The 12,592-nt window shown below is 70.9% G+C and carries 11 protein-coding genes and 1 CRISPR repeat array; of the genes, 10 read left to right on the forward strand and 1 reads right to left on the reverse strand.

Translation table 11 applies throughout. From position 1 onward, the window contains the following. Positions 1–352 precede the first annotated feature (352 nt). From cas3 to ACFQ9Z_RS35060, 9 genes are all read left to right on the forward strand, one after another. Entirely contained in the window at positions 353–3,286 is a 2,934-nt protein-coding gene (gene cas3, locus ACFQ9Z_RS35020; RefSeq protein WP_383029553.1) for a CRISPR-associated helicase Cas3', read from the forward strand. Further along, positions 3,279–4,970 carry a type I-E CRISPR-associated protein Cse1/CasA gene (casA, locus tag ACFQ9Z_RS35025; protein WP_383029556.1) on the forward strand — a complete coding sequence of 564 codons (1,692 nt, stop codon included), beginning with the start codon at positions 3,279–3,281 and terminating at the stop codon, positions 4,968–4,970. Before cas3 ends, casA begins: the two co-directional genes overlap by 8 nt. Further along, positions 4,967–5,677 (forward strand): type I-E CRISPR-associated protein Cse2/CasB, encoded by a 711-nt coding sequence (gene casB / locus ACFQ9Z_RS35030; RefSeq protein WP_383029558.1) that lies wholly within the window; start codon positions 4,967–4,969, stop codon positions 5,675–5,677. Before casA ends, casB begins: the two co-directional genes overlap by 4 nt. Further along, complete coding sequence (gene cas7e / locus ACFQ9Z_RS35035) at positions 5,674–6,867, forward strand: type I-E CRISPR-associated protein Cas7/Cse4/CasC (RefSeq protein ID WP_383029561.1); 1,194 nt, start codon at positions 5,674–5,676, stop codon at positions 6,865–6,867. Before casB ends, cas7e begins: the two co-directional genes overlap by 4 nt. Next, entirely contained in the window at positions 6,864–7,586 is a 723-nt protein-coding gene (gene cas5e / locus ACFQ9Z_RS35040; RefSeq protein ID WP_383029563.1) for a type I-E CRISPR-associated protein Cas5/CasD, read from the forward strand. The genes cas7e and cas5e overlap by 4 nt, the downstream gene beginning before the upstream one ends. Beyond that, a complete protein-coding gene (gene cas6e, locus ACFQ9Z_RS35045; protein WP_383029565.1) occupies positions 7,586–8,356 on the forward strand; it encodes a type I-E CRISPR-associated protein Cas6/Cse3/CasE in 771 nt (256 codons plus the stop codon). Before cas5e ends, cas6e begins: the two co-directional genes overlap by 1 nt. Before the next feature lie 4 nt (positions 8,357–8,360). Next, positions 8,361–9,341, forward strand: coding sequence for a type I-E CRISPR-associated endonuclease Cas1e (gene cas1e, locus ACFQ9Z_RS35050; protein ID WP_383029568.1), 981 nt, complete (start codon positions 8,361–8,363; stop codon positions 9,339–9,341). Continuing rightward, positions 9,338–9,688 (forward strand): type I-E CRISPR-associated endoribonuclease Cas2e, encoded by a 351-nt coding sequence (gene cas2e / locus ACFQ9Z_RS35055; RefSeq protein WP_383029570.1) that lies wholly within the window; start codon positions 9,338–9,340, stop codon positions 9,686–9,688. Before cas1e ends, cas2e begins: the two co-directional genes overlap by 4 nt. Before the next feature lie 92 nt (positions 9,689–9,780). Then, positions 9,781–11,023: direct repeats of the CRISPR family, unit length 29 nt; unit sequence GTGCTCCCCGCGCCCGCGGGGATGGTCCC. 17 nt (positions 11,024–11,040) lie between these two features. Continuing rightward, positions 11,041–11,181 (forward strand): hypothetical protein, encoded by a 141-nt coding sequence (locus tag ACFQ9Z_RS35060; protein ID WP_383029573.1) that lies wholly within the window; start codon positions 11,041–11,043, stop codon positions 11,179–11,181. Between the two features lie 60 nt (positions 11,182–11,241). Here the strand turns inward: ACFQ9Z_RS35060 and ACFQ9Z_RS35065 are convergent, their stop codons facing one another. Continuing rightward, positions 11,242–11,724, reverse strand: coding sequence for a type II toxin-antitoxin system HicB family antitoxin (locus ACFQ9Z_RS35065; protein ID WP_383029576.1), 483 nt, complete (start codon positions 11,722–11,724; stop codon positions 11,242–11,244). Positions 11,725–12,028: 304 nt separating this feature from the next. On the opposite strand from ACFQ9Z_RS35065, the gene ACFQ9Z_RS35070 reads away from it, so the two are divergent. Then, positions 12,029–12,247 (forward strand): hypothetical protein, encoded by a 219-nt coding sequence (locus ACFQ9Z_RS35070; RefSeq protein WP_383029579.1) that lies wholly within the window; start codon positions 12,029–12,031, stop codon positions 12,245–12,247. The last annotated feature ends 345 nt before the right edge of the window (positions 12,248–12,592 follow it).

Here is a 12,592-nt window from a genome sequence, read left to right on the forward strand (position 1 = left end):
GTGCGGGGAGCAGGGTGATACGACCCCGGCGTAGGCGGCCCAGCCGGGACCATCCCCGCGTGCGCGGGGAGCAGGAGGTGAGGCACTGCCAGGTGGAGCCGCGGACGGGACCATCCCTGCGTGTGCGGGGAGCAGGCTGTGTGGCCTGCGGTTCTATCGGGCCGAGGTGGTGGTTTCGGCAAGTTTCGCTGATTCCGGCAAACGTTGTATTCCAGGCCACAGTTCCTGGGTAGGTCAGGTGCAGTCTCGTCGTTGGTGGTGGCGTGTGGTCGACTGCAAGCGCTGACAGCTAATCCTTTTCACTTTCTCCATACCTGCTTCACGTGTCATCTACATCCTGTATGCATCTGGCATGACTGGGGAGAGGGTGGCCGGTTCGGGGTTGCGTGCCTGGTTGGGTGGGCCGGCGTCGAGTGTGTGGGCGAAGCACGATCGTGAGGGGGAGCGGTGGCTGCCGTTGTGGCGGCATATGGAAGACAGCGCGGCTGTGGCGGGGCGGTTGTGGGACGAGTGGCTGCCTTTGTCGGTGCGGGGGTTGATTGCTGATCCGCTGCCGGGTGGGCTGGTGGCTGCTCGCCGGTTGGTGGTGTGGCTGGCGGGTGTGCACGACATCGGGAAGGCGACGCCCGCGTTCGCCTGTCAGGTGGAGCAGTTGGCGCAGGTCATGCGCGGGCATGGGTTGGAGATGCGCTCGCGGGAGGCGATGGGTGCGGACCGCAGGCTCGCGCCGCACGGGCTGGCCGGTCAGGTGCTGTTGGGGGAGTGGCTTCAGGAGCGCCATGGGTGGACGGTGAAGCAGACCGGGCAGTTCACTGTCGCGGTGGGCGGGCATCACGGGGTGCCGCCCGAGCACGGCCAGATCCAGGCACTTGACCGGCACCCCGACCTGCTGGGCGCGCACGGGCCGGCCCGGACGGTGTGGAAGCGGGTGCAGGACGAACTGCTCGACGCCTGCGCGGCGGAGTTCGGCGTCGGTGAGGATCTGGCGGACTGGAAGACGGTGAAGCTTTCGCAGCCGGTGCAGGTGCTGCTGTCCGCGCTGGTCATCGTCTGCGACTGGATCGCCAGCAATCGCGACCTCTTCCCCTACTTCCCCGAGGACGTGCCGCGCACGGGGACGGAGCGTATCGCGGCGGCCTGGGCGGGTCTGGACCTGCCGGGCCCCTGGCGGGCCGAGGAACCGACCGCGGACGTGCACGAGTTGTTCGCGTCCCGCTTTGACCTTCCGCCGGGATCGAAGGCCCGCCCGGTGCAGGAGGCGGCTGCCGAACTGGCGCGGGAGATGGACGAGCCGGGGCTGATGGTGATCGAGGCGCCGATGGGGGAGGGGAAGACGGAGGCCGCGCTCGCCGCGGCGGAGATCCTCGCCGCGCGCTCGGGTGCGGGTGGCGTGTTCTTCGCCCTGCCGACGATGGCCACCGGAAACGCGATGTTCCCCCGCCTGCTGCACTGGCTGGACCGTCTGCCGGCCCCGCCGGGGGCGCGCTACTCGGTGCTGCTCGCCCATTCCAAGGCTGCTCTCAACGACGACTTCGTCGGTCTCCTGGGCAACGGGGGTCAGCGGATCGCCGCGGTCGACGTGGACGGCCACGGCAGGGCGCAGTGGCGGCCCTCGAGCCAGAGCCGTGTCGCCGGGGCCGACCTCGTCGCTCACGCCTGGCTGCGGGGACGGAAGAAGGCCATGCTGTCGTCGTTCGTCGCGGGCACGATCGATCAACTGCTGTTCGCCGGGCTCAAGAGCCGGCACCTGGCGCTGCGCCATCTGGCGATCGCCGGGAAGGTCGTCGTCATCGACGAGGCCCACGCCTACGACACCTACATGAGCGTCTATCTCGATCGGGTGCTGTCCTGGCTGGGCGCCTACCGGGTGCCGGTGGTGGTGCTGTCCGCGACGCTGCCCGCCGGCCGGCGCAGGGAACTCGCCGAGGCGTATGCGGGCAAGGACGCCACGCGTGCGGCCGCGGACGCCTTCGAGGCTGTCGGCCGGGCCGGTGACTATCCGCTGCTGACGGCGGTCACGCCCGGCGGCGCGCCGCTCATGCGGCGTCCTGCGGCTTCGGCCCGCGGCACGCAGGTCGCAGTGGAGCGCCTCGATGACGACGTGGACGTCCTGGCCGACCGGCTCGAGAGGGAACTCGCCCAGGGCGGCTGCGTCCTGGTCGTGCGCAACACCGTGCGCCGTGTCCTTGAGGCGGCGGCGGTGCTGCGCCAGAGGTTCGGGGAAGGACACGTCACCGTCGCCCACTCGTGCTTCGTCGACGTCGACCGCGCTACGAAGGACGCCTCCCTGCTGAACCGCTTCGGGCCTCCGGGCAAGGCCGACCGGCCGGCAGGGGCGCACATCGTCGTCGCCAGCCAGGTCGCCGAGCAGTCCCTGGACGTCGACTTCGACCTGCTCGTCACCGACCTCGCCCCCGTCGATCTCCTGCTGCAGCGCATGGGACGCCTCCACCGCCACCTGCGCGGCGGCCCGGAGCAGACCGACCGGCCCGAGGGGCTGCGCCAGGCACGCTGCCTGATCACCGGCGTCGACTGGAACGCCGCCGTGCCGCGGCCGGTTGCCGGCTCGGTCGCCGTGTACGGGGCGTATGCGCTGCTGCGTTCGGCTGCCGCGCTGCTGGAGCACCTCAATAGCAGCTCGGAGCGGCCGGTGGGGCTGCCGGCCGACATCAGCCCCCTGGTCCAGCGCGCCTACACCGACACGTGGGACGGCCCGGCCGGCTGGACGCAGGCACTCGAGGACGCCCGGGCACGTCATGAGGAGCATCGTGCGGACCAGGCCGAGCGGGCCGCGACGTTCCGGCTGGATGCCGCGGCCCGGCCTGGCCGGCCGCTGTTCGGCTGGGTCGCCGCGGGTGTCGGGGACGCGGACGACACTCGCCAGGGGCGGGCCCAGGTCCGCGACAGCCGCGAGAGCTTGGAGGTCGTGGTCGTCCAGCGGCGTGCCGACGGCAGCCTGGCGACGCTGCCGTGGCTCAAGCCGGACCGCAAGGGCCGTGTGCTGGCAGGGCTGCCCCTGCCCACGGATCAGGTGCCGACCGCGCTCGCGGCCCGCACCGCGGCGAGCTGCGGGCTGCGGCTGCCGATCCAGTTCAGCGTCCCCGACGTGATGGACCGGGCCCTCGACGAGCTCGAGGAACTGTATGTCGAGGCCTGGCAGACCAAGGACAGTCACTGGCTCGCCGGCCAGCTGATCCTGCCGCTCGACGAGCACTGTCAGACCCACCTGGCAGGCTTCGCCCTCCGGTACAGCCTGAGTGACGGTCTTGAGGTGACCCGTGCCTGATTCCGAGCAGAGCAGCAGCGGTGGTGTGCTGTCGTTCGACCTCACCGCCCAACCGTGGATTCCCGTGCTCCGACTGGACGGCAGTCCGGGGGAGTTGTCGCTGCGCGAGGTGTTCGAGCAGGCCCACGGCCTGCGGCGTGTGGTCGGTGACCTGCCCACTCAGGAGTTCGCCCTGGTGCGGCTGCTGCTTGCCGTTGCGCACGACGCGCTCGACGGGCCGCAGGACACCGACGACTGGGCGCAGTTGTGGACGGACGACGACTGCTTCGCGCCGGTCGGGGCGTATCTGGAGGAGCACCGGGACCGGTTCGACCTGCTGCACCCTCGGGCGCCGTTCTTCCAGACCGCGGGTCTGCGTACCGGGCAGGGGGAGGTGTTCTCGCTCAACCGGGTCGTGGCCGATGTCCCCAACGGGGAGCCGTTCTTCACCGCCCGGATGCCGACCGTCGAGCGGCTCGCCTTCGCCGAGGCGGCCCGCTGGGTCGTGCACGCGCACGCCTATGACACCTCCGGTATCAAGACCGGTGTGGAGGGCGACCCGCGGGCCAAGGGAGGCAAGGTCTACCCGCTCGGGGTCGGCTGGGTCGGCAACTTCGGAGGCGTCTTCGTCGAGGGCCGCACCCTGCGCGAGACGCTGCTGCTGAACCTGGTGGCCGCCGACACCGCCAACCTGCAGATCGACGACACCGACGCCCCGGCGTGGCGCAGGCCTCCCTGCGGGCCGGGCGGCACGGAACGCGCCCCCACGGGGGTGCGCGATCTGTACACGTGGCAGACGCGGCGCCTGCGCCTGCATTTCGACGCCTGCGGCGTGTATGGCGTCGTCCTCGGCTACGGCGACCCGCTGTCCCCCCGGGATCGTCAGCATCGGGAGCCGATGACCGCCTGGCGTCGCAGCCGGGCCCAGGAGAAGAAGCTGAAAACGCTCCCGGTCTATCTGCCGCGCGAGCATGCGCCCGAGCGGTCCGCCTGGCGCGGGATCGGCGCGCTGGTCGCGAACGAGGCCGGCAGCAGTCAGGGGCCGGAGCCCGCCGACTACCTGCGGCCGGGAATCCTGGAGTGGGTGGCCCGCCTGGTGACGGAAGGTGAACTCGAGCCTGGTTTCCTGATCCGGGCGCGGATCGTCGGCGCGAGTTACGGCACGCAGCAGTCCGTCATCGACGAGATCGTCGACGACCACGTGGCCATGGCCGTCGTCCTGCTGCACCAGCAGGATCGGCGCTACGCCGAGCAGGCCATTGCCGCCGTCGCCGACGCCGACCTCGCGGTCAACGCGCTCGGTGACCTCGCCACGAACCTGGCCCGCGCGGCCGGCACGGAGACGGACGGGCCCCGCTCCACTGCGCGTGATCTCGCCTACGGTCTCCTCGAGGCCCCCTACCGCACCTGGCTGGCCCGTCTCGCCGGCACCGACGACCCCTACGCGCAGCGCACCGCCTGGCAGCAGCAGGCGTATGCCATCGCCGGCCGTATCGGCGACCAGTTGATGGCCGCGGCCGGGAACGCGGCCTGGCAGGGCCGGACCGTCCAGCTCAAGCACGGCACCGAGTGGCTCAACTCCTCCCTCGCCGGCAAGTGGTTCCGCGCCGCCCTCCACAAAGGCCTGGGACACCCCGACCCTGACGACAGACGGCCGGCGACGGACGCAAGCCCGGCACCCACCACTGCGAAGGCACCCGCATGACCACCTCTTCCGCACCCGTCACCGTCACCGCCCGCGAACGGGTGACCCGGCTCGCCGCCGACCACCTCACAGCCCTGCAGCGGGGCTATCTCGCCGACCAGTCCCACGCGGTCGCCTCCCTCGCCAGGCTCCGGCGCGGCGCCGGCCGGCCGGCCGGACAACTCCCCGACCTGTGGGCACTGATCGACACCGGCCCCCTGCACCAAACCCCCGCCGGCGCCCGGCCCCTGACCGAGCAGGAGCTGGCAAGAGCCGAGGACGCCCTGCACGTCGCCCTCACCCTCTACGCACTGCACCAGCAGTCCCGCCGCACCGGCATGTACCAGGCCGACCGGCCGGACCGCCGCCGCGGCCTGGGCGCCGCTGTGCGCCGGATGATGCAACCCGGCGAGATCGACACCCCCGTGCACAAACGCCTGGTCCGCGCCGGCACCGCCGCCGACCTCGCGACCTGCGCCCAGCGGCTGCGCGACATCGTCGTCCTGCTGCGCCGCGAAGACATCGGACTCGACCACGCGCTGCTCGCCGGACAGCTCTACACCTGGCAGCGGCCCGGCGGCGCGGACACCGTCCGCAGGGAATGGGGCCGCTCCTTCCACGCCTGGCACGACAAGCCCGCCAGCCCCCCTCACCCGGCCGCCGACCGCGACAGCGCGGACACCACTCACACCGCCGACACCACGGACACCGACAAGGACGCCTCGTGAACCGCATCTTCCTCGACGTGCACGCCCTGCAGACCGTCCCGCCCAGCAACCTCAACCGCGACGACACCGGCGCCCCCAAGACCGCGGTGTACGGGGGAGTGCCGCGCGCCCGCGTCTCCAGCCAGGCGTGGAAGCGGGCCACCCGCACCTACTTCAAGGACGAGCACCTGCTCGAGCCCAGCGAGCTCGGCGTGCGGACCAAGAAGATCGTGGAGGCGGTCGCCGCCCGGATCACCGACCTCGACCCCGCGCTCACGGGCGAGGACGCCCTGCGGATCGCGGACGAGACGGTGAAGGCAGCCGGCTTGAAGACCGAGGTGCCCAAGCGCAAGGCGAGCGCCGCCAAGGACGGTGAGCCGGAGCCGGCACCCCAGTCCAAATACCTGGTGTTCCTCAGCAGCCGCCAACTCGACGCCCTCGCCCGCCTCGCCGTCGACGGCGCCGCCGACATCACGGCACACCTGAAGGACAAGAAGAACAAGGACAAGGCCAGGCAACTCGCCGACACCCACCACTCCGTCGACATCGCCCTGTTCGGCCGCATGGTCGCCGACGCCGCCGACATCAACGTCGACGCCGCCGTCCAGGTCGCCCACGCCCTCAGCGTCCACCACGTGGAGAACGAGTCCGACTACTACACCGCCGTCGACGACAGGAACACCGACGAGGAGACCGGAGCCGGCATGATCGGCACCGTCGACTTCAACTCGGCCACCCTCTACCGCTACGCAGCCCTCGGCGTGCACCAGCTCGCCGCCAACCTCGGACACGGCCTGCGCGAGGACGAGCCGCGCACCGAACCGGTCCGCCGGGCCGTCGAAGCCTTCGTCCACGGCTTCATCGCCTCCCTGCCCACCGGCAAGATCAACACCTTCGGCAACCACACCCTGCCCGACGCCGTGATCGTCAAGCTCCGCACCACCCGGCCCGTCAGCTTCGTCGCCGCCTTCGAGGACCCGGTGCGCGGCGAGACGGGCGGCTACGTCCGCGAAGCGTGCGAGCGCCTGGCCGAGTACATCACCGACATCGAGCGCGCCTACGGCGACGACACCTCCACCCTCACCTGGGTGCTCCGCGTCGGCCCCAACACCCACAAGCTCGCCGGACTCGGCACCGAGTCGCCCACCATCAACGACCTCGTCACCGCCGTCGGCCAGGCCGTCGCCGAACGCCTGGAGAAGCCCGCATGAGCGTGCTGACCCTCCGGCTCGCGGGCCCCCTGCAGTCCTGGGGGGCCTCGGCCCGCTTCACCCGCCGCACCACCGAGTCCGCCCCCACCAAGAGCGGCGTCATCGGCCTGCTCGCCGCCGCCGCCGGCATCCAACGCGGCGACGACACCAAACTGGCAGCGCTGGCCGCCCTGCACTTCGGCGTCCGCATCGACCAGCCCGGCACCCGCGTACGCGACTTCCACACCGCCCACCACGGCGTCACCGGCAAATCCATGCCGCTGTCCGAACGCTTCTACCTCGCCGACGCCGTCTTCGTCGCCGCCCTCGAAGGCGACCCGGCCCTGCTCACCGAACTGAACGCAAGCCTGCGCGCCCCGGTGTATCCGCCGTTCCTCGGCCGCCGCTCCTGCCCGCCCGCCCTCCCCGTCGAACTCGGCCTCCACCCCGACGGCGGCCTGCTCGACGCCCTGCGCACGGAGCCGTGGCAGGCCTCCCCCTGGTACCGCAAACAGCACCGCAGCCACGACCACGTCGAACTGACCGTGCTGCGCGAGGCGCACCCCGACGAGCACCACTGCGCGGACACCCTGCGCGACCAGCCGCTCAGCTACGCCGCCGAACACCGACGCCACGCGCTGCGCACCCGCGTCACCTGCAGCGTCCGCATCCCCACCCCGTCCGCCCGGCACCTGCCCCGCCACGACCCCTTCGACGCCCTGGACGAAGAGAGCGCCTGATGTACCTCACCCGCTTCCGCGTGAACACCGCACGCACCGGCGCCCGCCGCCTGCTGTCCTCACCCCAGGCCATGCACGCAGCCGTCATGTCGTCCTTCCCGGCCCTGCTGCCCACCGACGCACCCCTCACGGACGGGCCCCGCGTGCTGTGGCGACTGGACCACACCGCCCGCGCCGAAGTCATGCTGTACATCGTCAGCCCCGACCGGCCCGACCTCACCCACCTGGTCGAACAGGCCGGCTGGCCCGCAGCCGCCGACCCCACCGCACCCGGCTGGCAAAGCCGCCCCTACGGCCCACTCCTCGACCGGCTCACCACCGCGAACCAATGGGCCTTCCGCCTCACCGCCAACCCCGTCCACCACGCCCGCCGAAAAGACGACGAACCCACCAAACGCACCGCGCACATCACCCCGACACACCAGATGGGCTGGCTCCTCAAACGCCAGGAAGCCTGCGGCTTCCGCATCCTGGAAAAAGCAGACGGCAACCGGCTGCTCCCCGGCGGCACCACCCACAACAAGCAACCCCACCACGGCGACCGGTACGAACTGACCGTCCGCGACAAACGCACCCTCGCCTTCGACAAGCACCACAGCCCCAACGGCAGCCGCCGGGCACCCGTCAGCCTGGTCACCGTCACCTTCGACGGCCGCCTGGAGATCACCGACCCGCAACTGCTGCGCCGCGCCCTGACCCAAGGGATCGGCAAGGCCAAGGCCTACGGCTGCGGCCTGCTCACCCTGGCACCACTCACCCCGACCAGGTGAACCGGTGACCACAGTCTCCCGGCGCCCCGCGCTCACCCCACGCCAACTCACCCGCACCGGCGAACGGCTCTCCTTCATCTACCTCGAGCGCTGCACCGTCCACCGCGACGCCAACGCCATCACCGCCGAGGACGCCGACGGCACCACCCACATCCCGTCCGCGACCATCGGCACCCTCCACGGCCCCGGCACCCGCATCACCCACCAGGCGATGAGCGTCCTCGGCGAAACCGGCGCCGCCGTCTGCTGGGTGGGAGAACAAGGAGTGCGCTACTACGCCGGCGGCCGCGCCCTGACCCGCTCCTCCGCGCTCGCCGAAGCACAAGCCGTGCAGTGGGCCAACGTCCGCAGCCGCCTCGCCGTCGCCCGCGCCATGTACCGGCTGCGCTTCCCCGACGAGGACCCCGCCGGCCTGACCCGCAAAGAACTCCTCGGCCACGAAGGCACCCGCGTCAAGGACTGCTACCGGGCCCAGTCCGCCCGGACCGGCGTCCCCTGGCGCGGCCGCCGCTACGCCCCTGGCGACTTCGCCAGCGGTGACCCGGTCAACCAGGCCATCACCGCCGCCGCCCAGTGCATGTACGGCATCGCCCACGCCGTCGTCGCCTCCCTCGGCTGCAGCACCGCCCTCGGATTCGTCCACTCCGGACACGAACTCTCCTTCGTCCTCGACATCGCCGACCTGTACAAGACCGAGATAGGCATCCCACTCGCCTTCGACAACGCCGCCGAAACCGACGAAGACATCGGCTCGCGCACCCGCCGTGCCCTACGCGACCGCATCAACGAAACATCCCTGCTCGACCGCTGCGTCAACGACATCAAACGCCTCCTGCTGCCAGAGACCACCCCGACCGAGGCGATGAACCACGACCACGATGTCGTCACCCTCCACAGCGACGGCCACACCGTCCCCGCGGGCCGGAACTACGGCGAAGGAACCGACCACAACGACACCTACAGCGACACGGACATCAGCTGGTGACCGTCATCGTCCTCACCAACTGCCCGCCCGGCCTGAGGGGCTTCCTCACCCGCTGGCTCCTCGAGATCTCCGCCGGCGTCTTCATCGGCAACCCCTCGGCACGGATCCGTGACCTGCTCTGGGCCGAGGTCCAGCAGTACGCCGGCCAAGGCCGCGCCCTCCTCGCCCACACGACCAACAACGAGCAGGGCTTCACCTTCCGCACCCACGACCACGCCTGGCACCCGGTAGACCAAGAAGGACTCACCCTGATCCGTCGCCCCAGCGCTCAAAGCCCCTCGAAAGCCACCACTGCCTCACGCAAAGGCTGGAGCAACTCGTCCAAGCGACGACGGTACGGCAGATGAGCGCGCTTAGCTGCTTTTACGACGTTTTGCCGGGATCAATGAAACGGTCTCGCAACGGCCAGACCCCCTGACAAAACCCCAGGTCACGAAGGGTGCTCCCCGCGCCCGCGGGGATGGTCCCCACTGCCCGGGGAGGGGAGCTTGAGTGGGGAGGTGCTCCCCGCGCCCGCGGGGATGGTCCCGGTTGACTGAGGCAACTGGTGTGTAGGGTTGTGTGCTCCCCGCGCCCGCGGGGATGGTCCTCCGGTGAGCTTCGCCGCCGATGCCCAGGCGGTGTGCTCCCCGCGCCCGCGGGGATGGTCCCTACCCGGCCGCCCTGGAAGGGCAGGCGACCGCGTGCTCCCCGCGCCCGCGGGGATGGTCCCGGTCTGATCGTCACTGCCCTGGTGGCCGCAGGGTGCTCCCCGCGCCCGCGGGGATGGTCCCTTCGGTGAGATCGCCTGGCGGTACGGCTCCAAGTGCTCCCCGCGCCCGCGGGGATGGTCCCGAAACTCCGTTGCGTGGGAACGAAACGGGGCAGTGCTCCCCGCGCCCGCGGGGATGGTCCCTCACGGTGTACGCGCGCCGAGTTCCCAAGGACGTGCTCCCCGCGCCCGCGGGGATGGTCCCGATGCACGACGTAGACGTGATGGACGACAAACGTGCTCCCCGCGCCCGCGGGGATGGTCCCCCGCGCAACGGGCGCCCCTACCGCCGCCTGGTGTGCTCCCCGCGCCCGCGGGGATGGTCCCGCCTCGAAGACCGGGATCGTGATGAAGGTAAGGGTGCTCCCCGCGCCCGCGGGGATGGTCCCGCCGACAAGCGGCAAGCGACGCTCATGAAATGGTGCTCCCCGCGCCCGCGGGGATGGTCCCTTTCAGGACCGCTACGGCGCTCGTGCGCACTGGTGCTCCCCGCGCCCGCGGGGATGGTCCCATCTACACGTCTCCGTAGGCTCGCACCTTGTAGTGCTCCCCGCGCCCGCGGGGATGGTCCCCTCACCGACGACCGCTTCATGCGCGGCGCCGAGTGCTCCCCGCGCCCGCGGGGATGGTCCCCCGGCCGGCATGACGTTCCAGTACGCCATCACGTGCTCCCCGCGCCCGCGGGGATGGTCCTTTCGGGTGGTCAGAGTGGCCGTGGGCGACGCCGTGCTCCCCGCGCCCGCGGGGATGGTCCCGAGTTGACCCAGAGCTGGATCTCGCGCCACGCGTGCTCCCCGCGCCCGCGGGGATGGTCCCAGGGTCATCCGCAGGGTGTGGCCGGCGGCCAGGTGCTCCCCGCGCCCGCGGGGATGGTCCCTGTGCGGGCGTGGGTCCTTGCGTCCCGTGAGGTCCTCCGCGCGGGGATGGTCCCGCCAGGGCGCCATCAACGTGCTCCTGCAACGCACCCTTCGCGGCAAGTTCACCATCCCCGAAGCCGCCGTCCTTGCCGACTACATTTACGCCGGACGTCACAACGCCGACCAGACCGAGCTGATCGTGCGCATGCCCCGAGGCTCCACAAACAACTGACGCAAGCATGAGGAAGGGCCCACCCGACAACCCTGGGCGGCCTCTTCCTCATGCAGCTAATTAAGCGGCCGCTTTAGGGCGATTTGCAGTCTTTGAGCGGCTGGCGGTCTTTTGGCTTTCCGCCGTCTTGGAGCCGCGGACGTCTGCCGACTTCGACCCTGCCGACTTGTACGACTGCAGCAGCTGATGCACCCGCTGGAATGAGACGCCGAGGAAGCGGCCCGCGTCTCGCTGGCTCAGCTCCTTTGTCAGCACGGCGGCGGCACGCTGCATGGCGAGACGTTCACGCTCGGCTGCGCGTTGCGCTTCATCTTGTGCCAGACGCATAGCGGTCAGCGCGTCCTGGGCTTCCTTGGGCAGCACCGTTTCGATCTCGACGGCGACGTCTTCCGGCTCTACGTCGAGCATCACGGCGATGGCCTCCCGAGCGGCCTCATCGGCCTGGGCCAGCCGCTTGGCCTGGCTGAAGACGCCGGGAAGGTCGGGTACCTCAAGAGCCCACCAATCACCTGTACGACGTGCCACGACGCGGTAGGTACTCACCGCCACCACCTCTCTCCAAGCTCGGGTTCGAGAGTCTTGCAGATGTTCTCTGCAGTTACGTCGATCCCCGGCCCTACCCGAGCCCCCGGCGCTGGTGCCGGGGCAGCAGCCCCGTCCGCCGCCAGCTCTCCAGCTGGCTTGCCGTCACTGTCAGGTCCCGCGCGGCAAGTGCACGGATCACCCGTTGATCCACCGGGCTCGCAGCTCCTCGTGTCATGCCCGCCATTCTGCGGGGTTCCGTCTCCGGCTCACTGGTCGCCAACCAGCACCGGCAGACCGTCAACTCCAAGGAGCCAGCCCGGCCATGACCCCTCGCCCCCGTACCCGCGTCCGCACCCAGGCGGCCACCGCCCTCACCCCCGTGCTCCTGACCGGCGCCATCACGGCCGGCCTGCCCCACCCCAGCCACCTGGCGCGCCTCCTGGCCGTCCTGGCGGCCGTGCTAGGCGCCCCCACCGCCACCACCCGCACCACCCTCGCCCTCCTGCTGCGCCTGGTGCCCTGGTACGCCCCGGAGAGTTGACAGGACGGGCGAGAGCGCCGCCCGCACAGGTCGACGGCCCCGGGGCGACGGCCCCTCGCGCCGTACGTGCTCGGGTTCGGGGTGCCGAGTGCGCCGGCGATCCGGGCGGCCGCCGCGCCGCCGGTGATCGGTGGGGCGGGAGGCTACCGACGCGGCGTAGGCGGTTGTGCCTGGGTCTGCCGTGCCGTGCGGGCCGGCTCGCAGGCAACGGCTGTGGTGCCAACGGGTGCCTGCCCCGGTCGCCGCTCCGGGTGTGCTGCACCGAAGAAGTGTTTCTTGCTGTTGTTGAAAATGAAATCAGAGTTACTATGTGCGTTCACTGCGTATTCGAAAACACCCTGATGC

It is taken from the genome of Streptomyces sp. NPDC056580 (genome assembly GCF_042793175.1).
In the GTDB taxonomy this organism is placed as follows: domain Bacteria; phylum Actinomycetota; class Actinomycetes; order Streptomycetales; family Streptomycetaceae; genus Streptomyces.